This window comes from Pseudomonas sp. AC112, from assembly GCF_979253545.1.
This window is the reverse complement of record NZ_CEEDCM010000001.1, coordinates 6417354-6441793: the sequence shown is the minus strand read 5'-3', so window position 1 is coordinate 6441793 and position 24440 is coordinate 6417354. Positions and strand designations below refer to the sequence as shown.

The window sequence follows — 24440 nt, the reverse complement described above, 5'->3', positions numbered from 1 at the left end:
AACTCTGCCCCCAAAGCGCCGGCCAGTAGACGTTTCGGCGCGATGGACGAAAAGAGAGTGAGTCATGGGCGCACAGTGGAAAGTCAAACATAAAGAAGCGGCAGCCAATGCCAAGGGCAAGATCTTCGGCAAGCTGGTGAAAGAAATCACCATCGCCGCCCGCAACGGCGCGGACACCTCCACCAACGCTCACCTGCGTCTGGTCGTGGAACAGGCCAAGAAAGCCTCGATGCCCAAGGAAACCCTGGACCGCGCCATCAAGAAAGGCGCCGGTCTGCTCGGCGAAACCGTGCAATACCACCGCGTGACCTATGAAGGGTTCGCCCCGCACCAGGTGCCGCTGATCGTCGAGTGCGTGACCGACAACATCAACCGTACCGTGGCGGAAATCCGCGTGGCGTTCCGCAAGGGCCAACTCGGTGCTTCCGGCTCCGTGGCCTGGGACTTCAACCACGTCGGCCTGATCGAAGCCTCGCCGGACAGCCCGGACGCCGATCCGGAAATGGCCGCCATCGAAGCCGGTGCCCAGGATTTCGAAGACGGTGAAGAAGAGGGCACCACCCTGTTCATCACCGAGACCACCGACCTCGACGCCGTGCAGAAAGCCTTGCCGGAGCAGGGTTTCACCGTGCTCTCGGCCAAGCTGGGCTATCTCTCGAAGAACCCGGTGAGCGGTTTGAGCGATGAGCAGATGGCTGAGGTTGAAGCCTTCCTCGAAGGCCTGGACAACCACGATGACGTGCAGGATATGTTTGTCGGGTTGGCTGGCTGACGCTTACGTGCTGACTGACAATGCCTTGTAGGAGTTGGGTTGCCGGCGATGGTGGTTTCAAGGACGCCATCGCCGGCAAGCCCGGCTCCTACAGGATGTGTGTTATTTCGTTGAAGCTCGGCCGTGCCAGCACATCGCGCTGACAGCATCTTTTTTGCAGCTCGACTAATTCACTGCTCACCTGTCCTTCAACCCGCTCCAGCAGTTCCCCCAGCAAAATCCCGAACGCCCGCACTTCTATGCGCTGCAACGCCCTGGTTTCCACCGTGTTCGCCATCGCATGAAACGACGCTGCGCCAAAATCCCCCAGCAGACAATCGCCCGCTTCATTCCACAGGATATTGTGGCCGTACAGGTCACCATGGGTGATGCCGTGCCGGTGCAGGTGCGCGCCCACCGAAGCGATCCCGCGTGCGATGCGCAGCGCCACCGCCAGGCTGAAGCGAGTGCCCGTTTCGTAGATGTCGCGGGTGCACGAGGCCAGGCTCGGCAGGGCTGCGAGGTTGCGGTAGCTCGGGTCGATCAGGTCCATCACCAACGCGGCCTGGTCGTCAGGGTGGCCGACCAGGCGGCCCTCGACCTTGATCAGGTTGGGGTGCAGTCCAGCAGCAATGCAGGCCTGCATTTCGTGCAGCGGCGAGCCGTCGCTGGTGATGCTGCCTTTATACAGCTTGACGGCGACAGGTCTGCCTGACGGTTTCCACAGCGCTTTGCGGATGACACCGGAAGCGCCTTCGCCGAGGACTTCGGCCAGTTCCAATTCGGGCCAGGGAATATCTGGCGTGGCGTCATCGCCCGCCACCTCCACTGCCATTTCCACCGGGTTGCCGGCATACGCCAGCCACGTCAGGCTGGGCAACGCCAGCAGCCACGCTGGCAAACGTGTAAAGCGGTTGGAGGCGATGCGCAGCAACTCAAGGTTGTGGCAGTCGGCCAGGCTTTCCGGCAGGTGGCCCAGTTGGTTGCCGGCCAGCATCAGTTTCTGCAGCAGAGGCCGTTCACCCAGTTCGCTCGGCAATTGACTGATGCGGTTATCGGTCAGGATCAGCCAGCGCAACAGCGGCGGCAGGGCGGTGGCGGGCACGTGACTGATCTGGTTGGCCTTGAAGCCGATCATGCTCAGCTTGGCGCATTGGCCCAGGCCGGCTGGCAGCTCGGTGAAGAGGTTGTCCGAGCAGAACAGCACGCGCAGGTGCGGCAGGCGGTACAGGTCGTCCGGCAGGCTGCTCAAGGCATTGCCGCTGAGGTTGAGGATTTCCAGGGAGTCGGCCAGCTCGAAAATTTCCCGGGGGAATTCGGTGAGTCCGCAGGACAGGTCCAGGCGCGTGATGCCGGCCAATTGGCCGGCCTTGAGTTGGGCGAGGGTATTCATGAACGGCGCGGTCACTCGGCGAGATGGCGTAAATGGCGCTCATGATACCGGGTCGGGCGCGTGTTGCGCGTTGGCCTGCTGCAATTGTACGAGACGGCTGGCAGTGCGCGCCAGGTCGATGGCTTGGCCGCTCAAGGCAACGTCGAGCGGTAATTCGCCGATCAGTACCAGGTGCTTGTCGCGGTCGTAGAGCACGTCCACCAGGTTGATAAAACGCTGCTGCACGGCAATCGGGCAGTCCGCCAGTCGGGGCAGGCCGTCGATGATCCAGTGGTCGTAGTCCTGGCATAGCAGCAGGTAGTCCATCACCGCCGTCAGTTGTTCGCACAGGTCGTTGAAGGTGAAGGCGACGCTGCGCCCTTCATGGCGGCGACACATCAACGTTCGGTGGCCGACGGCCAGGGGGTGGGGCGGGCAGTCCGCAGCGGGTAGGTCGAGCGCCGCCCGCTGGCTCGGGGTGCCCGGCCACAGGTACTGACCGCAGGTGAAACGTTGCGCGCTTTGGGCTTGGGGCAGGCTGCGAAAGTCTTGGGGCGAGCTGACTTCCAGCACCTCCATGCGCGCATCGATCAGGTCGATCACCGGCTTGAAGCGCTCGTGGTACAGGGGGTTGGGCAGCAGCCCTTGCGGTGCATAGTTGGAGGTCACCAGCACCAGCACACCGCGCTCGAACAGGGCCTTGAACAACCGCGTAATCAGCATGGCATCGCCGATATCGTGGACGTGGAATTCGTCGAAACACAGCACCCGGCAGTCTGCCAACTGTTCATCGAGGGTCACGGCCAGGGCATCGTCCTGCGCACGGTGCGTGAACATGCCGCGATGCAGGTGGGCGAAAAAGTCATGGAAGTGCACGCGCTGCTTCTCGGCGATCGGCAACGCCTGGAAAAACCCGTCCAGCAACCAGCTTTTGCCGCGTCCCACCGGTCCGTGCAGGTACAGGCTGCGGGCGGGCTGGCCGGCCAGCAGGTGCTGGGTTTCCCGGGCCAGGGCGGTAATGGCGCGGGTTTGACCGGTGCTCAGGGTGTAACCCTGTTGCTCGGCCTTTTGCTGAAAGAAGGCGGGGATGGGTGAGGCGTCGAGGGTGTCGGGCTTGTTGCCGAGCAGGCGACGGATCAGGGAAAGCGCGGCCAATGCAAGTCACTCTGTATTTCAGTGGTCGCTCACTTTAGGGCGCTCGCCGCGTTTTGACCAATAGAGAAGGGCGCTGCCAGCTATCTCGAAAAAGCATGTCACACAGGTAATCCTGTCCAGACTGGCAGTTTCTCGCTGAGTGACTAACCTCCTACACAGCAGTCACCCCTGTACAAGGATTTGGGGCAGTGAAGGGACGAGCAGTATTGGCAGTCATGGGCGCGATGCTCTGCAACACGGCTTACGGTGCACAACTCCAGGTGGAGGTGCGTATCGACGTGCAGCGGGGCTGCCAGCTGGTGGGGACCACCCGCAGTGCTGGCATCGAGCAACTTGGCGTATTGGATTTCGGCAGCGGCCCGCGTCTGGATGACCCGGCCGGGCCCCTGAGTGCGGCGTTGATCAGCCAGCGCCAGCCGCGCCTGGAGTGCAACCCCGACACGCCGTACCAGGTACGCGTCGATGGCGGCCTGCATGGCGGCACCGGCGAAGTGCGCTACCTCAGCGCTACCCCATCGACCAAACCCATACCCTATCGCATCTATGCCGACGCCGCGCGGCGCGTGCCGTTGCCGGTCGATGTGCCGCTCAGCGGCCGGGTGCCGGACGCCGGGTTCGTCGACCTGCCGCTCTACGGGCGCATCGAGCCGCTCAAGGACATCCCCGCCGTCGGCCGCTACACCGACCTGCTCAAGGTGACGGTGACATGGTAAGCCGCTGCCTGGCCCTGGTGGCCATGGGCGGCCTGCTGTTGCTGGCCGAAGACGCGCAGGCGGCTGTCGCCAGCGGGTTTATCCAGGCGCGGCTGGTGATCACCGCCAGTTGTGAGGTGAGCAAAGGCGTCGAGAGTGCGCCGGTCAGCCCCACGGGCGGCACGGCGATGCTCGACTTCGGCAGCCAGGGCCCGACCTGGAGCAACCCGTTGGGCGCCGGCATCACCGATGGCGACAAGGCGCCGTTGGCGGTGTCGTGCAACCCCTCGGTCTCGAGCTTCACCGTGACCATCGACGGTGGCACCAACGGCGACGGCACCACCCGGCGCCTGAGCAATGGGCGCCAGATGATTCCTTATCGACTGTCCGCCGACCCGCAGGGGCACAGCACCTACAGCATCGGGCAGCAACGCAATTTTGTCGTGGCCAAGGGCACCCAGATACCGATCCCGGTGTTTGGCTCCGTGGTGGCAAATACCAGTGCCTTACCGGCAGGGATCTACACCGACACGTTGACGGTGACACTGGACTGGTAACTCAAGAGGATGAAAACCATGCATGTACTTGTTTCGCGATTAGGCGTCTGTGCGCTGGGCCTGGCGATGGCCTCCAGCCTCAACGCGGCAACCACGGTGACGGGGCAGATCACCTCCAGCCTGACGTTGATTGCCAGTTGCCAGGTCAACGGCTCCGGGGCGGCCACCGGCCTGAACTTCGGTTCCTTGAATTTTGGTACCACCAACAGCCTGTTCACCAACGCCGATGCCCAGTTGCTGGGCGGTACCGGCACCGGTGGGGCGTTGTCGATCCTGTGCTCTAGTGGCACCACGCCAGCAGTCAAGGTGCGCGCCGGTGCTCATGACGGCGCATCCCCGGGAGGCAGCCGCGCATTGGCCGACGGTGCGGGCAACTTCGTGCCCTACGACTTCTATACCGACAGCGGCCACTCCGCGCTGCTGGCGATCGACGGCGTGATTACCCTCGCCACCAGTACCGGCGTGGCGCAGACCGTCAACCTCTACGGTCGGGCGGTGGGCAAGGCGGGGCTGCCGGCAGGCACCTACACCGACACCGTGGCCGTGGAACTGACGTTCTAGCGATGTGGCTCAGAGCCTTGATGGCCTGTGGGCTGGCAGTGCCGCTGCCGTTGTCGGCGGTGACCAGCCAGAGCTTCCAGGTGAGCGCGACCATTACCCCCGGCTGCCTGATCGTGGGCGGCGGCGCCAATTACGGTGCGCTGACTTACGGCAGCTACTCGGCGCTGGCGACAGGCACGGTCACGGCTGCGCTGACGGGGGGCGTCACCTTGCAATGCACGCCGGGGGTGACGCTGAGCATGAGCGTCGACGGCGGGCAGCACAGCAGCACCGGGCGCAATTTGCAGCTCAACAGTGGTAGCGCGCGGGTGGCTTACCAGTTGTTTCGGGATGCGGCGTTCAGCCAGAGCCTGGGGATCGGCCAGAGCGTCAACGTGGCCTACAGCGATGCGAACAACATCAGCCTGCCGATCTACGGGCGGGTGCAATTGCCGGGCAATCAGCCTGGGGGGACATACAGCGACACGCTGCAGGTGCAGCTGACGTGGTAAGGCTATCGGTATAAGGAGTGGGGTTATGCGTTCACCTTCCCGGCGGCTGTGGGCCGCGGGTATTGCCTTGAGTGCGGTGTGCTCGGCGGGGCTTGTGCAGGCGGCCAGCTCGGTGCTGATCTGGCCTATCGACCCGGTGCTGGAGGCCGATCAACAGGCCAGTGCACTGTGGCTGGAGAACCGCGGGACCGAGACTGCAAGCCTGCAGATTCGTGTGTTCGCCTGGAGCCAGAGCGGCTTTGACGAGCAGTACCAGAACCAGCGCGATGTGATCGGCAGCCCGCCCGTGGCGCGAATCGAGCCGGGGCAAAAGCAACTGGTACGCCTGACCCGCACCCGTGAAGTACCACCGGGGCAAGAGTTGGCCTACCGCATCATCATCGATGAAATCCCTTCACCCTTGCAGGTGCCCACGCCGCCGGAAGGCAAGAACACCGCAGCGGCGATCCGCTTTCAGATGCGTTATTCGGTGCCGCTGTTTGCCTACGGCGCAGGCCTGTGGAGCAAGGAAGACAGCACGCGCCAGCGCGATCCCAAGGGCGCCGGCAAACCGGACTTGAGCTGGCAGAAAGTCACGGTGGCGGGGCGCCAATACCTCGAAGTGCGCAACCAGGGCGCCGTACATGCGCGCCTCACCGATGCTTCGTTCAAACAGGGTGGGCAGACCCGGCCTCTGGTGGACGGCCTGCTGGGCTATGTATTGCCCGGCGCGACCATGCGCTGGCCGGTGCCGGACGGGCTGTCGGCCGACCAGCCGTTGCAGGTCAGGATCAACGGTGCGCAACAGATGGAGAGCCTTGCGCCGAAGCGGTAACGGCAGCGTAGCGGGGCTGGGAGGCCCCGGGTTTTAAACGGATGGAGATGTCCATTGAAGGACACAACGCCATGGTGAGTCGTGGTCGGGCTCGCAGTCTATGGCTGTCGGTGGTAGGCGGGCTGGGCGGCGCAATGATTGCGCTTCCGGGCGTGGCTGGCGACCTGCCACCGCCCCCGAGCAGTATGGAGGCTGTCGCCGATGCACAGTTGTTTCTGGAGCTGGTGGTCAACCAGATGGACACCGGCCGCGTCATCGCGGTCGATCAGCGGGCCGGGCAACTCTATGTGCCGGCCAGCGCACTGCAGGACGTGGGCATGAAGCTGCCCGGCGAATTGAGCGGCAACGTGGCGCTGGACAAGATCCCCGGCCTGCACAGCGATTACGACAGCAACGGCCAGCGCCTGCTGCTGGATGTGCCGCCGTCGTGGCTGAAGGAACAATTTATCGGCAACCGCAACACTTACCCGCGCACCCAGGCGATGAGCAGCTTCGGCGCCTTGCTCAACTATGACCTGTATTTCAACGACACCGACGAAGGTGGCAGCTACCTCGCCGCCTGGAACGAAGTGCGGCTGTTCGACAACTGGGGCACCTTGTCCAATACCGGTCAGTACCGCCAGACCTTGGCCGATGGCGTCAGCAGCAGTACGTTCAACAACGGCTACCGGCGCTACGACACTACCTGGCGGTTCTCCGACGATGAGCGGCTGCTGACCTACGAAGCCGGTGACGTGATCAGTGGCGCCTTGCCCTGGAGCAGTTCGGTGCGCCTGGGCGGCGTGCAGTTCTCGCGAGACTTCGCGGTGCGCCCGGATCTGGTGACATACCCCCTGCCGCAATTTGCCGGTGAGGCCGCGGTGCCGTCGTCGGTGGACCTGTTTATCAACGGCTACAAATCTGACAGCGCGCTGCTGCAACCGGGGCCGTACACCCTGACCAACGTGCCGTTTATCAACGGCGCCGGCGAAGCGGTGGTGGTGACGACCGACGCCCTGGGTCGCCAGGTGTCGACCACCGTACCGTTCTACGTGACCAGCACGTTGTTGCAACAAGGCCTGACGGACTTCTCGGTGGCCGCCGGTTCCTTGCGTCGGGAATACACCTTGAAGGATTTCGCCTATGGCCCCGGCGTGGCCAGCGGCACTTTTCGTTATGGTTATTCCGACAACCTGACCCTGGAGAGCCATGCCGAGGCCTCCAGTGACCTGACCCAGGGCGGCCTGGGCGGCAACCTGCGGCTGGGCAACTTCGGCGTGCTCAATACGGCTGTCAGCCAAAGCCAGTTCGAAGGGCGCACCGGCCAGCAACTGAGCCTGGGGTATCAGTACAACAGCACGCGCTACAGCCTCTCGTACCAACGGGTCGAGCGACGCGACGAATACGCCGACCTGACCCTGGTCGACACCCCTTACGCCAGCCTCAGCAAGCGCAGCGAACAGGTGACGCTGAGCCTCAACCTCGAGCGCTTCGGCAGCCTGGGCATGGGTTATTTCGACGTGCAGGCGGCGGACGATTCGCGCACGCGCCTGCTCAACCTGAGCTGGAGCAAACCGCTGTGGCGCAACACCAGTTTCTACCTGTCGGCCAACCGCGAGATCGGCGACAGCAATTGGGCGATGCAGGCGCAGTGGGTGATTCCGTTCGATCTCAACGGCAGTCTGGCCTTGAGCACCGAGCGCAGCAAGGACGGCGCCAGTCGCCAGCGCCTCAATTACAGCAGCGCGGTGCCGAGCGAGGGCGGGGTGGGCTACAACCTCGGTTATGCCCAGGGCGATGGCGCGGCGTACCGGCAGGCCGACCTGACCTGGCGCTTGCAGTCGGTGCAGTTGCAGGCCGGCGTGTACGGCAGCAGCGATGCCGAGACCCGCTGGGCGGATGCCAGCGGCTCGCTGGTGTGGATGGGCGGCGACACCTTTGCCGCCAACCGGATCAATGATGCCTTTGTGGTGGTGAGTACCCAGGGTTTCGCCGGGATCCCGGTGCGCTACGAGAACCAGCTGGTGGGCGAAACCGACCGCAACGGCCACCTGCTGGTGCCGTGGAGCAGCGCGTACTACCGCGCCAAATATGAAATCGATCCGCTGAACCTGCCGCTCAACGTGCAGAGCCCGAATGTGGAGCAGCGTGTGTCGGTGCGCCGTGGCAGTGGCTACCTGCTGGAGTTCCCGCTGCGCCGGGTGCTCGCGGCCAGCGTCACCCTGGTGGACACCCAGCATCAGGAACTGCCCCTGGGCAGCCTGGTGGTGCACGAGCAGAGCAACCAGCAGGCGGTGGTCGGCTGGGATGGCCTGGTGTACCTGGAAAACCTCTCGGCGCATAACACCTTGCAGGTCACGTTGGGTGAAGGGCGTACGTGCCAGGCGCGATTCGATATGGACGAGCAGCAACAAGGCGTGCCGCTGATCGGGCCGTTGGTGTGCCAATGAGGGGGCTGGGGTGGCTGTCTGTCGTAGGCGTAGTGTTCTCGGGCCAGGCCATGGCAGCGTGTTCGGTGGTGACCACGCTGCCGGCGAGCTTCGGGTCGATCAGCTCGATGACGGTACGCACGGCGGCGCAGGCCACGTCGACAGCCAACTCAGGGTTGAGCTGCACCTCGGCATTGATCTCGCTGCTGGTGTCTTCCGACCATTTCTACGCGACGATCACCTCCTCCAAGACCGGCATGGTCGGGCCTACCGGTGACGTCATCGGCTATACGATCTACGCCAACAACAGCACCAGCTTTCCGATAACCCGTGGGGCGCAATTCGATTTTGGCGGGGCGGGGGGCATTGCCCAGAGCATCGGGTTGATCGCGGGGCCTGGCTCGAAAACCGTGCCGCTGTACGTGAGCAGCATCACCGGCAGCAACGTCGCCGCAGGCTTGTACACCGAGACCTTGAACATTGCCTGGAACTGGAACTACTGCTCGGGGATTGGCATTGGCGGTGTCTGCCTGGGCCGCGACATCGGCAGTGGCACGGCCGCTTTGACGGTGAGCATGACCGTCACCAATGACTGCCAGATCACCGCGCCCAATATCAGTTTCGGCAGCGCCCCGGTGATCAGTGGTTTCACCACGGTGACCGGGCAGGCGAGCATTTCCTGCACCAAGGGCAGTGCGTACAGCGTAGGGCTGAGCGACGGCCAGAATTCAGTCAGCGCGGGCGGGCGGCGGCGGATGATCTCAGGCAGCAACTACCTGGCCTACGACATCTTCAAAAGCGCCGGCACCACCCGTTGGGGCAGTGTGGGCGCGGCGCGTCGCGACAGCTCCACCGCCGAGGTCAACCCCGGCAATGGCCTGGGCACCGGCAGCCAGGTGTTCAACTACAACGCCAGGATCTATAGCGATCAAACCACTCCGCCGGCCGGCACCTACCTCGACAACGTGGTACTCGACGTGGGCTTCTAGAACTCCAGCATCGCCGGAGTGGGCTGGTCTGCCGGGCTGACCACCGCATAGTTGTAGCCGGCACCGGACCAATATTGGGCCTGCAAGCCATCGGCACTGCGGCTGCCACGGGGCAGGAAACCGTTCTCCGGTCCCGGTGGCCGGATATAGAAACTGATGCGCCGCCCTTGTGGGTCTTTGTACAGCACCATGGCCGCCGCGCCTTGCTCGGTGGTGAGCAGGCGCCCGCTGACCGGCGTGAACCCGGAACCGCTCAAGTCAGGCAAGCGATGGGCCTGGTTGAAGTAGCGATCGAGCCAGGCCTGCATTGTGCCGCTCCCTTGAACTTGATAATCGGCGGGCATGATGCCGTCCTGGGCGAACAAGCGGAACGCCTGCATCGCATCGGCCATCGGCAATGGGGCGGGCTGGGTGGCTTCACGGGCGTGCCAGCCACCGACACCGCCAAGGCTGACGGCGATCAGTAGCACGGCTGCCGAGGCGAAGTGGCGGCGCGACTGGCGCTTGATGCGCTGGCGAATCAATGCCGGGTCCAGGTCCGGGTTGGGCGGCTGTTGCAGGGCACCGCCCAACGCCGCGCGCAGCAACTGTGCGTCGTGCTGCCAGGCATGGACCTGGGCCGCGATGTCGGGGTGGGCCGCCAGATAGGTTTCAAGCACACGGCGATCACTCTCCAGCAGTTGGTGATCGACGTAGGCATGCAAATCGCGTTCGCTGGGGGGCAGGCTGATCATTTGAGTATCCGCAGGGAAGGGCTGGCAATTTCGCCATCACTGAGTTGGCGCAGGGCTTGGCGCGCCCGCGACAGGCGCGACATCACGGTACCGATGGGCACTTCGAGAATCTCGGCGACTTCCTTGTAGCTCAAGCCTTCGACCGAGACCCATAGCAGCAAGGCGCGCTGCTCGGTGTTGAGTTGATCGAAGGCTTGCAGGGTCGACTGAGCGATCACGGTACGTTCCACCGACGGTTGCGCGTCGTCGCGTCCGGTAAAGAATTCCAGCATGCGTGCATAGCGTCGGGTGCGGCGGTGGGCATCGAGGAACTGGCGGTAGAGGATCGAAAACAGCCAGGCGCGCAAGTCGCCTTCGACGCGTTTATCGGCCCAACTGATGATCCCCCGTTCCAGGGTCGACTGCACCAGATCGTCCGCACTGCTGGCGTTACGGGTCAGGGACACGGCAAAGCGCCGCAGCCTGGGGATGAGTTCACGTAACTGTTCGTCGAGTTCATGCATGGGAATCTGGCTGGTCACTACGCTGGGACTAGAAAGACGTGCGGCGTTGAGTGTTATTCCCCTTGCTTGAAAATAAATACCAGGCCAGGGAATAGAGCCGACCGGCGTTCGTCTTAATGCTCCGACCTTATGTTCACCCCTAAGGCCTTTGGCCCTGGAGTTCCTTCATGGTAGATCACTCATCACCGCCCCGTCCCCCGTTGAGCACTGCGAGCCTGATCGCGCGCCTGGCGGGTATCGGTGCCGTGGTTGCGGTTGTGGCGGGGGCATTTGCCTACGTCAATGGCACCCTCGACCCACAGCGCCTGCGCCCTAAAACCCTGGTCAATGCCCTGGAAACCAACAATGGCGTGCACCCCGGCTTCCGACGTAACCATGCCAAGGGTGTGTGTGTCGCGGGGTATTTCGAGAGCAGCCCCGAGGCCCGTGCCTACTCCAGCGCCCAGGTGTTCAGCGAGGCCAAGACTCCGCTGGTCGGCCGGTTTGCCTTGCCCAGCGGCAACCCCTATGCGCCCGACAGCAGTGTGCCGATCCGCAGTTTTGCCGTGCAATTCACCCAGGCCAACGGCCAGCAGTGGCGTACGGGCATGAACAGCATGCCGGTGTTCCCGGTGGGTACGCCTGAAGCGTTCTACCAGATGCTCAAGGCCGGTACTCCGGAGCCGGCCACTGGCAAACCGAACCCGGCGAGCATGCCGGCATTCTTTGCCGCTCATCCCGAGACCGCGCCGTTCCTGGCGTGGGTCAAGACCGCCAAGCCCTCGGCCAGTTATGCGACCGAAACCTACAACGGTATCAACGCGTTTTACCTGGTGGGTGCCGATGGCAAGCGTCAGGCAGTGCGTTGGGGGGTGGTCCCGCAGCTTCAGGATGCGGCGGGCGATGTTGCGCCGGCCGGGAGTGACTTCCTCGAACAAGACCTGGTGCAGCGCCTGGCGACTGGGCCGTTGCGCTGGCAGTTGAACATGACCCTGGCCAATCCTGGGGACCCGCTGGACGATGCGAGCAAGGCCTGGACCGGCGAGCATAAGGTGATCAACGCCGGCACCCTGGTAGTGCAAAGCAGCCAGCCGCAAGCGGACGGTGATTGCCGCGATATCAACTTTGACCCGCTGATTCTGCCCAGCGGCATCGAAGCCTCCAATGACCCCTTGCTGGCAGCACGTTCGGCGGCCTATGCCAGTTCGTACCTGCGCCGCGCCGGTGAAGTCAGCCCGTTGCACAGCGCCCCTCAGGAGTCGAAGCCATGAATGCCCAACCACGGTTCTTCGCGCCGCTAGCGCGTCTGTTGCACTGGCTGATGGCGCTGATGGTCATCGCCATGCTGTTTATCGGCGCGGGCCTGGCGGCTTCTGTGTCGCAGCGGCATGAGTGGTTGATCCACCTGCACAAGCCGCTGGGGATCGCGATCCTGGCGTTGGTGATCGTGCGGTTGGTGGTGCGCTTCTCTACGCGCCAACCCCCGTTGCCGGCTGACTTGCCGCTGTGGCAAGTAGTGGCGGCCAAGGCCTCCCATGTGGTGCTGTATGCCTTGATGCTGGTGTTGCCGCTGCTGGGCTGGGCAATGATTTCAGCGGCGGGCGACCCGGTGATGCTCAGCAGTTCGGTGCAGTTGCCAGCGCTGGTGGGCGCGAACGCGCCGTTGTTCGCGGTGTTGCGCAAGGCCCATGGGTTCTTAGCCTACTTGTTGTTCCTGACGGTGCTGTTGCACCTAGCGGCGGCGTTGTTCCATGGGTTGATCCGGCGCGATGGCGTATTGCAAAGCATGACCGGCAGCAAACGCTGATTATGTAGGAGCCGGCAAGCCGGCTCCTGCAAGACGTTTAGCGTAGGGTGGTCACGATGTCGGCGACGGTGCTCAGTACGTCTTTACCCAGCTGCTTGGAGCGCTCACCGGACCAGCCGGTTTTCAGGTTGGGCGCGTCGTCGTTGTCCTTGAACGGCATTTCCAAGGTCAGGGACAGGCAGTCGTATCGCTGGCCAACGGCGTTGCACGCCAGGGTCATGTTGGCTTCGCCCGGCAGGTCGCGGGTGTAGCCGTAAGTGGTCTGGAAGTCGCGGGTCAGGCCGCTCAAGTGGCTGCGAAAGTGTTTTTCCAATGCCTCGATGCGAGGTGTGTAGCCGGGGTTGCCTTCGCAGCCGGCGGTGAAGACGTAGGGGATTTCCTCGTCACCGTGGATATCGAGGAACAGATCCACGCCGTACGTTTCCATCTGTTGTTGGACGAACCACACTTCCGGGCTCATCTCCTGGCTGGCGCTCTGCCAGGCACGGTTGAGGTCCTGGCCCATGGCGTTGGTGCGCAGGTGACCGTGGAAGGCCCCGTCCGGGTTCATGTTGGGCACCAGGTACAGGTCGGCGACTTTCAGCAGTTTTTTCAGCTCGGCGTCACCGTCCTGTTGCAGGCGTTCGATGATGCCCTCCATGAACCATTCGGCCATGTGCTCGCCAGGATGCTGTTGGGCGATGATCCAGATATTGCGGCGGCCTTCACCGCCTTTGCCGCGACGCAGCAACTGGATGTCACGGCCCTCGGCACTCTTGCCGGTGGCCAGTAATTGCGTGTTGGCGCGGTTCAGGGCCTGCTCGATCAGCCAGTCGTGACGTGCACGGCTGTAGGGTTCGAAATAGGCGAACCACGCATGCTTCTCGCGGGTTTCCAGGCTGATATGCAGGATTTCCCCATCAAAGCGCGAAGGCACCCGGAACCAGTTGATGTGGTCATAGGACGCCACGGCGTTGTAGCCGCTCCACGCGTGCGGGTAGGAAGACTTGCCCGCGTTGCTCAAGCGGAAGGTGTGAGTGTGCCCCACGTGCATGCCTTCGGCCTTGAAGTGGAACCATTGGTAGTGTTGGCTGCGCGTGTCGGGTTTGATGGCCAGCAATAACTGATAGGCATCGTGGGCATCCAGTACCTGGATATTGCCACTGTCGAAGTCGGTGCTGATTTTGATGGACGTCAAGGCCACGGTCATAGTCTGGGTGCCTGAATATGAGTGTTGTGGCGGCCATATTACACAGGAGTCTGGTAAAGGCTGGATGCAAAATTGTTGCGGAGGGGAGGGGGGCGTCATCCGTGACGCCGCCGCAGCTTAGAATCTATGAGATTGATTCTCAAGCGCTATTTCGCAAAGATCTGCGCTAGAGCGTTCGACTGGCTTTCTTTTGGCGATGGTCTTTTGCTACCATGCGCGCCATCGAGCAACACACAGTCTTCATTAGCCTGAAGCCATGCCAGGAAAACTGGCAAAAAAAAGACCCGGCCAAAGAGCCGGGTCAAAAACCGTGATTAGCCTGATGAGGAGATATTCCAAGAGTCCGACCTAAGGTCCCTTGGTCTATCGACTGATCTCGCGATCAGCTAGGTCCAATAATAATCATTATCATTTGCAAGTCAAATGTTTTTATCCCCTGGATAGAAATATTTTTTCTTCGCGCCTGTTATACGTTCGCTTGAGCCTCGGGCGCTCGCAACGACCGCTCCACCATCGCCTTCGCCATATCAATCAAATACACCACTGAAAACGCCAGGTCGCGCTGATTGCCCTGATGGCTGCTCGCAGATTCATAGGCCGTGGCCGCCGCACTGCGCAACAGGTCCGAGGCGTGCACCAGGGCTTCCTCCTGGCTGATGCCTGGCTTGATGGCAAACAGTGCGCCGTCGGGCACGGATGCCGACATATCTTCTTTCAAGTAAAAGTCCAATGCGCGCTGGGCGGCGCCGCTGCTGCGCAGGTCGTGCAGCTCCGTGTCTTCAGGGAGTTCGGGCAGGAGGTACGGGCTTGTCGTCATAAGGGGCAGTACTCTGGGTGGGTGTCGAAAACCTTATGCCCGATGATAGTACGTATCGTATTTATGTCGTTTTATGGATTACTACAAACTGTTTATTGCCCTGGAAACTGCGTGCCGTATTGTCAGCGCCCATGGATAACTGGATTGCGTTGGTCAGGGCCAACATGGAAGACCGCAAGGTCACGCAGGGTGAACTGGCAGAGCGCCTGGGCATGTCCCAGGGCGGCGTGGGCCATTGGCTCAACAAGCGCCGTGCGCCAAGCCTGGTGGACATGAACCGAGTATTGGCGGCGCTGGGGCTCGGGTACCTGGAAGTCGCCCTGGATATTCGCGAGCGGGCCGCTGAGGTGCCTCCAGAGAAAAACTACAACCCGTATTTCCGCTACCCCGTCAGCGATTGGAGAGGGCTGTGCGAGGTCCGCGAAGAGCGGGCACCTTATCGCGCCACCCGCTTCGAGTTGAGCGATTATCATGCCCAAGGCGAGGCGTTCTGGCTGCCGGTCACAGGCGATGCCATGACCGCGCCCAGCGGCCTGAGCGTCAGTGCGGGCATGATGATCCTGGTCGACCCGGCCATTGCCGCCAAACCCGGCAAACTGGTGGTCGCCCGATGGGAAGGGAGCCCCCAGGCAACCTTCCGCCAGTTGTTGGAGGAGAGCGGCCAGCTTTACCTGGTACCGCTCAACCCCACCTATCCCAAACAGTTGTTGACCGACGATTGCCGCCTCCTCGGCGTCGTCGTGCAGGCCACGGCGAAGTTTTAACCTGCTGTTTCAAGCTCCACCAGCGCGCAACCTTCTGCAACCATTTCGCCCTCCTGGCAGAACAGGGCCTTGACCACCCCGGCCTGGGGCGCGCGGATGCTGTGTTCCATTTTCATGGCTTCCAGCACCACCAGTTGCGTACCGGCCTCGACGTGCTGGCCCAGCTCCACCAGTACGCGCACGATGCTGCCGTTCATGGGTGCTGTCAGGCCGCCTTGGTGGGACTGGCTGGCCTCGACCGCGGCGATCGGGTCGAACAGCGTCACGCCCTGCATTTCGCCGTCCCAACGCAGGTACACCGTGCGGTCGTGCCGTACCGCCAGATGGCTGCGACGCACGCCCTGATGTTCGATCAGCAGCTGCTCGCCGCGCAACGGTGGCGGCTCTGCGGCCAGTGTGACCAGCCGATCCTGGCCATTGCAGCTCAAATGCAGTGAGACCTCGGCAGGCAGCCCGGCACGAAACCCGCGCTTATCCGCCCACGGTCCCTCACCCGATGGCAGGCTCTGAATAAAGGCCGAGCCCGCCGCCTGCCAGAATTCATCACTCAGTTCCCCAGGCGCCGGCAGCAACTCATCCTGATAGCGCGGGATAAACGCGGTATCCAGCTCGGCCGCCGCAAACGCCGGGTGCCCGATAATGCGCCGCAAAAAGCCCAGGTTGGTCTTGAGCCCGCCCACGGCAAACTCATCCAGCATGCCCAGCAAGCGCAGTCGCGCTTGTTCACGGTCCTCGCCCCAGGCAATCAACTTGCCGAGCATGGGGTCGTAGAAGGGCGACACGCTGTCGCCTTGCTCGACCCCGCTGTCCACGCGACGCCCCGGCCCCGGTGCGGATTCGCGGTAGAGCGTCAAGTGCCCGGTAGCGGGCAGGAAATCATTGGCCGGGTCCTCGGCATACAGGCGCACTTCTATCGCATGGCCAATGAGCGGCACCTGCGCCTGGGTGATCGGCAACGCCTCGCCCTGGGCGACACGAATCTGCCAGGCCACCAGGTCCAGGCCGGTGATCGCCTCGGTCACCGGGTGCTCCACCTGCAGCCGCGTGTTCATCTCCATGAAGAAGAATTCGCCGCGTGCGTCGAGCAAAAACTCCACCGTACCGGCACCGACATAACCGATCGCCTGGGCAGCCCGCACAGCGGCTTCGCCCATGGCCTTGCGCTGCTCGACACTCAAGCCCGGCGCCGGTGCTTCCTCGACGACTTTTTGGTGGCGGCGCTGGATCGAGCAGTCCCGTTCATTGAGGTACAGGCAGTGCCCATGCTGATCGGCAAACACCTGGATCTCCACGTGACGCGGCTTGAGCAGGTACTTTTCCACCAGCATCTGCCCATTGCCGAAGGACGACAGCGCTTCACGCTGGGCCGACGCCAGGGCTTCGGCCAATTGGCTGACGTCTTCGACCACCTTCATGCCTTTGCCGCCGCCACCGGCCGTGGCCTTGAGCAGCACGGGGTAGCCGATGCGTTCGCAGGCGGCGCGGAAGGTGTCCAGGTCTTGGGCTTCGCCATGATAACCGGGCACCAGGGGTACGCCTGCGGTTTCCATCAGTGCCTTGGCGGCCGATTTGCTGCCCATGGCATCAATCGCCGAGGCGGGCGGGCCGAGGAAGATCAGCCCGGCTGCTTCAACCGCGCGGGCAAACCCGGCGTTCTCGGACAAAAAACCATAGCCTGGATGAATCGCCTGGGCGCCACTGGCCTGGGCGGCGGCGATCAGTTTGTCGATTTGCAGGTAGCTGTCAGTGGCCTTGCTGCCACCCAGGTCGACACGAATATCGGCCTCGCGACTGTGACGCGCATCGCGGTCGGTGGCGCTGTGCACTGCCACGGTAGTCAGGCCCATGGCCTTGGCGGTGCGCATCACCCGGCAGGCAATCTCGCCACGGTTGGCCACCAGCAGGGTCGTCAATGTGCTCATGAACGTGGCTCCTGGGGCTGCCAGCTTGGCGAACGTTTTTGCAGGAAGGCGCGCAAGCCTTCCTGGCCCTCGGCGCTGACACGAATGCGCGCAATGGCGTTTTCGCAGTAGCGGCGCAGGGCCGGGGTGAGGGCGCCGTTGCCCACTTCACGTAGCAAGTCCTTGCTGGCGCGCATGGCTGCTGGGCTGTTTTGCAGCAGGTTGGTGATCCACTGTTCGACTTGAGCGTCCAGCTCGCCAAGGGGATAACTTTCCGCCAGCAAACCGATGTCCCGCGCGCGTTGGCCGCCAAAGCGCTCGGCGGTCAGGGCATAGCGCCGCGCCGCGCGTTCGCCGATGGCTTGCACCACGAACGGGCTGATCACCGCCGGCGCCAGGCCGATGCGAACTTCCGACAGGCAGAACTGCGCGTCATCCGCGCCAATCGCCATGTCGCAGCAACTGATCAAGCCCAGCGCGCCACCGTAGGCCGCGCCTTGCACCACCGCGAGGGTCGGGATCTTCAGCTTGGCCAGGTTGTACATCAGCTCTGCCAGTTCGCGGGCGTCGTCCAGGTTGGTGTGGTAATCCAGCTCGGCCGACTGCTGCATCCAGGCCAGGTCGGCGCCGGCGCTGAAGTGCTTGCCGCGCCCACGCAGGACCAAAAAGCGCAGGGACGGATCGCCTTGCACCTGGTCGAGGGCGATGATCAGTTCGCGGATCATCTGGGCATTGAACGCGTTGTTCTTGGCTTCACGACTGAGCCACAGCGTGGCAAAGCCACGGGGGTCGGTGATCAGTTCCAGGGTATTGAAATCGCTCATGGGGTACAGCTCCATTTACATGCGGAACACGCCGAAGCGGCTCGGCTCGATGGGGGCGTTCAGCGCGGCGGACAAGGCCAGGGCCAGCACGTCGCGGGTCTGCAACGGGTCGATCACACCGTCGTCCCACAGGCGCGCGCTGGAATAGTAGGGGTGGCCCTGGGTTTCGTACTGGTCGAGGATCGGCTGCTTGATCGCCGCCTCTTCTTCGGCGCTAAAGCCCACGCCGGCGCGCTCGGCCTGCTCGCGCTTGACCTGCACCAGCACACCGGCCGCCTGTTCGGCGCCCATCACACCAATGCGTGCGTTCGGCCACATCCACAGGAAGCGCGGGTCATAGGCACGGCCACACATGCCGTAGTTGCCGGCACCAAAGCTGCCGCCGATGATCACCGTGAACTTCGGCACCTTGGCGCAGGCCACGGCGGTGACCAGCTTGGCGCCGTGCTTGGCAATGCCGCCGGCTTCGTACTTCTGGCCGACCATGAAGCCGGTAATGTTCTGCAGGAACAACAGCGGAATGCCGCGCTGGCAGGCCAGTTCGATAAAGTGCGCGCCTTTTTGCGCGGCCTCGGCAAACAAAATCCCATTGTTGGCCAGGATCGCAATCGGGTAGCCGTGCAGGTGCGCAAAACCGCACACCAGGGTGGTACCAAACAGCGCCTTGAACTCATCGAATACCGAGCCATCCACCAGGCGTGCGATCACTTCGCGCACATCAAAGGGCTGCTTGGGGTCGGCCGGGATCACCCCGTACAGCTCTTCGCTGCTGTACAACGGCGCCACGGGCGGTCGTTGCAGCAACTCGCCCTGTTTGCGCCAATTGAGGTTGGCCACGCTGCGCCGGGCGAGCGCCAGCGCATGTTCATCGCTGTCGGCATAGTGGTCGGCCACGCCGGAGATCTTGCAGTGCACATCGGCACCGCCGAGGTCTTCTGCACTCACCACTTCACCGGTCGCGGCCTTTACCAGCGGCGGGCCGGCAAGGAAGATAGTGGCCTGGTTACGCACCATGATCGCTTCGTCGGCCATCGCCGGCACATAGGCACCACCGGCGGTGCACGAACCCATCACCACGGCGATCTGCGGGATGCCCTGGGCACTCATGTTGGCCTGGTTGAAGAAGATCCGCCCGAAGTGCTCGCGGTCGGGAAACACTTCATCCTGGCGCGGCAGGTTGGCACCGCCGGAGTCCACCAGGTAGATGCACGGCAGGCGGTTCTGCTCGGCGATGGTCTGGGCGCGCAGGTGTTTTTTGACCGTAAGCGGGTAGTAGGAGCCGCCTTTCACCGTAGCGTCGTTGGCGACGATCATGCATTCGACACCTTCCACGCAGCCGATCCCGGCGATCACCCCGGCAGCCGGCACGTCTTCGCCGTACACCTGATGGGCGGCCAGTTGGCTGAGTTCGAGAAACGGCGAGCCCGGGTCAAGCAAACGATTGATCCGCTCGCGGGGCAATAGCTTGCCGCGCGACGTGTGCCGCTCCTGGGCCTTGGCGCCGCCGCCTTGCTGCACGTGGGCGAGCAGGGTGTGCAGGGCGTCGACCTGATGGCGCATCGCCGCGCTGTTGGCGGCAAACTCCGCCGAGCGCGGGTTGAGCTGGGTGTGCAAGGTGGCCATGGTGCGCTCCTTCAGCGGGTTTCGTTGAAGAGTTCGCGACCGATCAGCATCCGGCGGATCTCACTGGTGCCGGCGCCGATCTCATACAGCTTGGCGTCACGCAGCAGGCGCCCGGCCGGGAATTCGTTGATGTAGCCATTGCCGCCGAGAATCTGGATTGCGTCGAGAGCCATTTGCGTGGCGCGTTCGGCGCTGTAGAGAATCACGCCGGCCGCATCCTTGCGTGTGGTCTCGCCACGTTCGCAAGCCTGGGCCACCGCATAGAGGTAGGCGCGGCTGGCATTGAGTTGGGTGTACATGTCGGCGACCTTGCCCTGGATCAGCTGGAATTCGCCGATGCTCTGGCCGAACTGCTTGCGGTCATGGATGTACGGCACGATCAGGTCCATGCAGGCTTGCATAATGCCGGTAGGGCCGCCGGACAGCACCACGCGCTCGTAGTCGAGGCCGCTCATCAGCACTTTGACGCCGCCATTGAGCGCGCCGAGGATGTTTTCCTCCGGCACTTCCACGTCATCGAAAAACAGCTCGCAGGTGTTGGAGCCGCGCATGCCCAGCTTGTCGAACTTGTTGCTGCGGCTGAAGCCTTTCCAATCGCGCTCGACGATGAACGCGGTAATGCCGTGCGGACCTTTTTCCAGGTCGGTCTTGGCGTAGATCACATAGGTACTGGCATCGGGGCCGTTGGTGATCCAGGTCTTGCTGCCGTTGAGCACGTAGCGATCGCCACGTTTATCGGCGCGCAGCTTCATCGAGACCACATCGGACCCGGCATTCGGCTCGCTCATGGCCAGGGCGCCGACGTGTTCGCCGCTGATGAGTGTGGGCAGGTACTTGAGTTTCTGTTCGTGGTTGCCGTTGCGGTTGATCTGGTTCACACACAGGTTGGAGTGCGCACCGTAGGACAGCGCCACCGACGCCGAGCCCCGGCTGATCTCTTCCATGGCCACCACGTGGGCCAGGTAGCCCAGGCCGGCGCCGCCGTATTCTTCCGGCACAGTGATGCCCAGCAGGCCCATGTCACCGAACTTGCGCCACAGGTCGGCGGGGAACAGGTTGTCGATATCGATCTGGGCCGCGCGGGGCGCGATCTCCTTGCTCACGAAGGACTGCACCTGGTCGCGCAGCATGTCGATGGTTTCACCGAGGGCGAAGTTCAGGGACGGGTAACTCATGGACAGGCACCTTAATGTGAGCGTTGTTGTTGTGTGGAGGGCGCCAGGGGAGGGCGCTCACCTTTACGTTAACGTAAGCTTGCGTCACGGCGCTGTCAATCGTAGTTTACGTTTACGTCAACCTACAAAAAAGACAACAGGGGTCGTTATGGATCAACCGAATCAGAGCTTCAGCCGTGGCTCTCAGGACAAGACCTTGCTGGCCATGACCATCGGCCAGGCCTTTGATCACACGGTCGCGCAATATCCCGAGGGCGAGGCCCTGGTGGTGCGCCATCAACAGCGCCGCTACACCTGGCGGCAGTTGGCCGAGACCGTTGAGCTGCACGCCCGTGCCTTTCTTGCCCTGGGCATGCAAGCCGGCGACCGCCTGGGTATCTGGGCGCCCAATTGCGCCGAGTGGTGCATCAGCCAGATCGCCAGTGCCAAGCTCGGCGTCATTCTGGTCAATATCAACCCGGCGTACCGAAGCACTGAACTGGACTACGTACTCAAGCAGTCCGGCTGCCAGTGGCTGGTGTGCGCCGGGTCGTTCAAGACCTCTGATTACCACGCGATGTTGCAAGAGCTGAAGCCTGACCTGCGCGGCATGATCAGCCTCGACCCCAGCCCGCCCCCGGGATTCCTGCCCTGGTCGCAATTGGCCGCGCTCGGTGCAGGCATCCCGCCCGAACAGGTGCACAGCCGCCAGGCCAGCCTGCACTTCGACCAGGCCGTGAACATCCAGTACACCTCCGGCACCACCGGCTTCCCCAAGGGCGCCACCCTCAGTCACCACAACATTCTCAATAACGGCTACATGGTCGGCGAAAGCCTGGGCCTGACTGCGCAAGACCGCCTGGTAATCCCGGTGCCGCTGTATCACTGTTTCGGCATGGTCATGGGCAACCTGGGTTGCATCACCCACGGCACCACCATGATCTACCCAAATGACGGCTTCGACCCGCTGCTGACGCTCACCGCCGTCGCCGAAGAGCGCGCCACCGGCCTGTACGGCGTGCCCACCATGTTCATCGCCATGCTCGATCACCCGCGCCTCGGTGACTTTGACCTGTCCACCTTGCGCACCGGCATCATGGCAGGCGCCACGTGCCCCATCGAAGTGATGCGCCGGGTCATCAGCGAGATGCACATGAGCGAGGTGCAGATTGCCTACGGCATGACGGAAACCAGCCCGGTGTCCTTACAAACCGGGGCGGACGACGACCTGGAACGCCGCGTGACCACGGTCGGGCGCACCCAGCCGCAGTTGGAAAACAAGATCATCGACGCCGACGGCAACACGCTGGTGCGCGGTGAAATTGGCGAGTTATGCACCCGTGGCTACAGCGTGATGCTCGGCTACTGGAACAACCCCGATGCCACCCGCGAGGCCATCGACGACGACGGCTGGATGCACACCGGCGACCTGGCGAGCATGGACGCCCACGGCTACGTGTGCATCGCCGGGCGTAACAAGGACATGATCATCCGTGGCGGCGAAAACGTGTACCCGCGTGAGGTGGAGGAGTTTTTCTTCACCCATCCAGCGGTCGCGGATGTACAGGTCATCGGCATTCCGGATGCGCGTTACGGCGAGGCCATCGTCGCCTGGGTCAAGTTCCATCCAGGGCATGTGGCCAATGAGCTTGAGTTGCAAACCTGGTGCAAGGGCCGCATCGCACACTTCAAGACGCCCAAGCATTTCAAGTTCGTGGACGAGTTCCCGATGACGGTGACGGGCAAGATCCAGAAATTCCGCATGCGCGAAATCTCCATCGAAGATCTCAAGAACGCTTAATTGTAGGTGCCGGCCTGCCGGCGATGAGGTCTTCGAGATCGCTGTAGGTCTTGCGACCGCCATCGCTGGCAAGGCAACGCCTACAGGGGGAGGGAGGCAGTGATAGAAAGCACAAAGGGGACCCGAGGGTCCCCTTTAACGTGTCGTTGCGTGCTCTTTTTTATTATTGAGGGGCGGTCTATTGTTGTTTTTGGCAACCGTTACCCTTTACCGCTGTTTTGGGCGACCCCCATCCGGGGTCAAGAGCAAACGTATTTTTTTGAGCGCTGATCTGCTTCTTCGTGAACGATCCAACCAGTGGGTAGCTACCTGAGGTAGTTTTATTTTTCTCTAACCGGTTGTGGGTTTCGGCACGCCGTACCCTGCGAAGCACATCTTCTCCAAAAAAATCTGTTAGCTGCGTCTCTGCCGTGTTGTTTTTGTTATGTCAGAGTCGTTTCGTCTTATTTTTATTAGGTTTGGTGCTTTTTATTCTTGTTATGCCATAGAGATAGCAGAAGCCGTGCCAACTTTTAAATTCCCTTTAAAATCAATGAGATAATTTTTATGTAGGGAATGGCCTACGGCAAATACGACAAATTATGTTCCCGTGTTACTCGATGTGTAGCCGTGCGGTAACACATTGTCACGGCGAAGCGACTCAACCGGCGTTACGCGCCTTCGCTACACGCGATCCGGTAGGCCGGCCCAGCACAGTGCTGATTTGCTGGCCCGCGCCAATCAATGCCTCCAGGTCGATTCCTGTGTGGATTCCCAGGCCGTTGAGCAGGTACAGCACGTCTTCGGTGGCGACGTTACCGCTGGCGCCTTTGGCGTAGGGGCAGCCGCCGAGGCCCGCGATAGAGCTGTCGAACACGGTGATACCTTCCAGCAGGCTGGCGTAGATATTCGCGATGGCCTGGCCATAGGTGTCGTGGAAATGCCCGGCCAGTTTGTCCCGTGGCACCTGCGCGGCGACCACCTCGAACAACCGCCGCGTCGCGCCCGCCGTGCCGGTGCCGATGGTGTCGCCGAGGGACACCTCATAGCAGCCCATGGCATACAACTCCCGCGCGACCGCTGCCACTTGCTCCGGCGCGACCTCACCCTCATACGGGCAACCCAGCACGCACGACACATAACCGCGCACGCTGACCCCGTGCTGCCTGGCGGCCGCCATGATCGGCGCGAAGCGCTCCAGGCTTTCGCTGATGGAGCAGTTGATATTGCGCTGGGAAAACGCCTCGGACGCCGCCGCAAACACCGCCACTTCCTTTACGCCGGCCGCCAATGCGTCCTCGAACCCGCGCAGGTTCGGCGCCAGTGCCCCGTAGGTCACGCCGGGCTTGCGCTGGATCTGCGCGAACACCTCGGCGGAACCCGCCATCTGTGGCACCCACTTGGGCGAGACGAAACTGCCGACTTCGATGTAGCTCAGGCCCGCCGCGCTGAGGGCGTCCACCAACTGGACTTTGTCCGCCACGCTGATGGGTTGGGCTTCGTTCTGCAGGCCGTCGCGCGGGCCGACTTCCACCAGGCGTACGTGTGAGGGGAGGGACATGGCAGTTACCTTCT

Annotated in this window: 23 protein-coding genes; 12 read left to right on the top strand and 11 right to left on the bottom strand. The window is 62.7% G+C overall.

Going from position 1 to position 24440, the window contains the following annotated elements; genetic code table 11:
* Positions 1–64 precede the first annotated feature (64 nt).
* Positions 65–772 (top strand): YebC/PmpR family DNA-binding transcriptional regulator, encoded by a 708-nt coding sequence (locus AC0IYN_RS29595; RefSeq protein WP_028616915.1) that lies wholly within the window; start codon positions 65–67, stop codon positions 770–772.
* An 88-nt stretch (positions 773–860) separates the two neighbouring features.
* Here the strand turns inward: AC0IYN_RS29595 and AC0IYN_RS29590 are convergent, their stop codons facing one another.
* Together AC0IYN_RS29590 and zapE are read right to left on the bottom strand one after the other, a co-directional pair.
* Complete coding sequence (locus tag AC0IYN_RS29590; RefSeq protein ID WP_471844584.1) at positions 861–2144, bottom strand: protein kinase; 1284 nt, start codon at positions 2142–2144, stop codon at positions 861–863.
* Positions 2145–2183: 39 nt separating this feature from the next.
* Entirely contained in the window at positions 2184–3278 is a 1095-nt protein-coding gene (gene zapE, locus AC0IYN_RS29585) for a cell division protein ZapE (RefSeq protein ID WP_471844582.1), read from the bottom strand.
* Positions 3279–3493: 215 nt separating this feature from the next.
* Here zapE and AC0IYN_RS29580 point away from each other — a divergent pair, with 215 nt between their 5' ends.
* The 7 genes from AC0IYN_RS29580 (at position 3494) to AC0IYN_RS29550 (ending at position 9790) form a co-directional block, all read left to right on the top strand.
* A complete protein-coding gene (locus AC0IYN_RS29580; protein WP_428847465.1) occupies positions 3494–3991 on the top strand; it encodes a Csu type fimbrial protein in 498 nt (165 codons plus the stop codon).
* Positions 3985–4527: a Csu type fimbrial protein gene (locus AC0IYN_RS29575; RefSeq protein WP_471844580.1), complete on the top strand. Its 543-nt coding sequence runs from the start codon at positions 3985–3987 to the stop codon at positions 4525–4527. Before AC0IYN_RS29580 ends, AC0IYN_RS29575 begins: the two co-directional genes overlap by 7 nt.
* Before the next feature lie 18 nt (positions 4528–4545).
* Positions 4546–5088: a Csu type fimbrial protein gene (locus AC0IYN_RS29570; RefSeq protein ID WP_078049257.1), complete on the top strand. Its 543-nt coding sequence runs from the start codon at positions 4546–4548 to the stop codon at positions 5086–5088.
* Positions 5089–5090: 2 nt separating this feature from the next.
* Complete coding sequence (locus AC0IYN_RS29565) at positions 5091–5579, top strand: Csu type fimbrial protein (protein ID WP_406598689.1); 489 nt, start codon at positions 5091–5093, stop codon at positions 5577–5579.
* A 25-nt stretch (positions 5580–5604) separates the two neighbouring features.
* Entirely contained in the window at positions 5605–6393 is a 789-nt protein-coding gene (locus tag AC0IYN_RS29560; RefSeq protein ID WP_471844578.1) for a fimbrial biogenesis chaperone, read from the top strand.
* Positions 6394–6464: 71 nt separating this feature from the next.
* Positions 6465–8822 carry a fimbria/pilus outer membrane usher protein gene (locus tag AC0IYN_RS29555; RefSeq protein WP_471844852.1) on the top strand — a complete coding sequence of 786 codons (2358 nt, stop codon included), beginning with the start codon at positions 6465–6467 and terminating at the stop codon, positions 8820–8822.
* 50 nt (positions 8823–8872) lie between these two features.
* Complete coding sequence (locus tag AC0IYN_RS29550; RefSeq protein ID WP_050587889.1) at positions 8873–9790, top strand: Csu type fimbrial protein; 918 nt, start codon at positions 8873–8875, stop codon at positions 9788–9790.
* On the opposite strand, the gene AC0IYN_RS29545 is transcribed toward AC0IYN_RS29550, so the two are convergent.
* On the bottom strand, positions 9787–10524 hold the full coding sequence (locus AC0IYN_RS29545) for an anti-sigma factor family protein (RefSeq protein ID WP_471844575.1): 738 nt from the start codon (positions 10522–10524) through the stop codon (positions 9787–9789). The genes AC0IYN_RS29550 and AC0IYN_RS29545 overlap by 4 nt on opposite strands.
* Positions 10521–11027, bottom strand: coding sequence for a sigma-70 family RNA polymerase sigma factor (locus tag AC0IYN_RS29540; protein ID WP_406598693.1), 507 nt, complete (start codon positions 11025–11027; stop codon positions 10521–10523). The genes AC0IYN_RS29545 and AC0IYN_RS29540 overlap by 4 nt, the downstream gene beginning before the upstream one ends.
* A 167-nt stretch (positions 11028–11194) precedes the next feature.
* Between AC0IYN_RS29540 and AC0IYN_RS29535 the strand changes: the two genes are divergently transcribed.
* On the top strand, positions 11195–12277 hold the full coding sequence (locus AC0IYN_RS29535; protein ID WP_471844573.1) for a catalase family peroxidase: 1083 nt from the start codon (positions 11195–11197) through the stop codon (positions 12275–12277).
* Positions 12274–12813, top strand: a complete 540-nt coding sequence (locus AC0IYN_RS29530; RefSeq protein ID WP_457248427.1) for a cytochrome b — start codon at positions 12274–12276, stop codon at positions 12811–12813. The genes AC0IYN_RS29535 and AC0IYN_RS29530 overlap by 4 nt, the downstream gene beginning before the upstream one ends.
* A 37-nt stretch (positions 12814–12850) precedes the next feature.
* Here AC0IYN_RS29530 and AC0IYN_RS29525 read toward each other — a convergent pair whose 3' ends face one another.
* Together AC0IYN_RS29525 and AC0IYN_RS29520 are read right to left on the bottom strand one after the other, a co-directional pair.
* The gene (locus tag AC0IYN_RS29525) at positions 12851–14002 is read right to left on the bottom strand and encodes a M14 family metallopeptidase (RefSeq protein ID WP_406598696.1); all 1152 of its coding nucleotides are present in this window, start codon (positions 14000–14002) and stop codon (positions 12851–12853) included.
* 466 nt (positions 14003–14468) lie between these two features.
* Positions 14469–14819 (bottom strand): DUF6124 family protein, encoded by a 351-nt coding sequence (locus AC0IYN_RS29520; RefSeq protein ID WP_457248428.1) that lies wholly within the window; start codon positions 14817–14819, stop codon positions 14469–14471.
* Between the two features lie 131 nt (positions 14820–14950).
* Between AC0IYN_RS29520 and AC0IYN_RS29515 the strand changes: the two genes are divergently transcribed.
* The gene (locus tag AC0IYN_RS29515; protein ID WP_471844570.1) at positions 14951–15583 is read left to right on the top strand and encodes a LexA family protein; all 633 of its coding nucleotides are present in this window, start codon (positions 14951–14953) and stop codon (positions 15581–15583) included.
* On the opposite strand, the gene AC0IYN_RS29510 is transcribed toward AC0IYN_RS29515, so the two are convergent.
* From AC0IYN_RS29510 to AC0IYN_RS29495, 4 genes are read right to left on the bottom strand one after another with little or no spacing between them, the layout of a single operon-like run.
* Positions 15580–17505 carry an acetyl/propionyl/methylcrotonyl-CoA carboxylase subunit alpha gene (locus AC0IYN_RS29510; RefSeq protein WP_471844568.1) on the bottom strand — a complete coding sequence of 642 codons (1926 nt, stop codon included), beginning with the start codon at positions 17503–17505 and terminating at the stop codon, positions 15580–15582. The two genes, AC0IYN_RS29515 and AC0IYN_RS29510, sit on opposite strands and share 4 nt — an antisense overlap.
* The gene (locus AC0IYN_RS29505; RefSeq protein WP_406598700.1) at positions 17502–18308 is read right to left on the bottom strand and encodes a gamma-carboxygeranoyl-CoA hydratase; all 807 of its coding nucleotides are present in this window, start codon (positions 18306–18308) and stop codon (positions 17502–17504) included. The genes AC0IYN_RS29510 and AC0IYN_RS29505 overlap by 4 nt, the downstream gene beginning before the upstream one ends.
* A gap of 15 nt (positions 18309–18323) precedes the next feature.
* On the bottom strand, positions 18324–19931 hold the full coding sequence (locus AC0IYN_RS29500) for a carboxyl transferase domain-containing protein (RefSeq protein WP_406598701.1): 1608 nt from the start codon (positions 19929–19931) through the stop codon (positions 18324–18326).
* 11 nt (positions 19932–19942) lie between these two features.
* Positions 19943–21106 carry an isovaleryl-CoA dehydrogenase gene (locus AC0IYN_RS29495; RefSeq protein ID WP_406598702.1) on the bottom strand — a complete coding sequence of 388 codons (1164 nt, stop codon included), beginning with the start codon at positions 21104–21106 and terminating at the stop codon, positions 19943–19945.
* 148 nt (positions 21107–21254) lie between these two features.
* Between AC0IYN_RS29495 and AC0IYN_RS29490 the strand changes: the two genes are divergently transcribed.
* Entirely contained in the window at positions 21255–22886 is a 1632-nt protein-coding gene (locus AC0IYN_RS29490; protein ID WP_471844565.1) for an AMP-binding protein, read from the top strand.
* A 640-nt stretch (positions 22887–23526) separates the two neighbouring features.
* Here AC0IYN_RS29490 and AC0IYN_RS29485 read toward each other — a convergent pair.
* Positions 23527–24426 (bottom strand): hydroxymethylglutaryl-CoA lyase, encoded by a 900-nt coding sequence (locus AC0IYN_RS29485; protein ID WP_406598704.1) that lies wholly within the window; start codon positions 24424–24426, stop codon positions 23527–23529.
* Positions 24427–24440 lie beyond the last annotated feature (14 nt).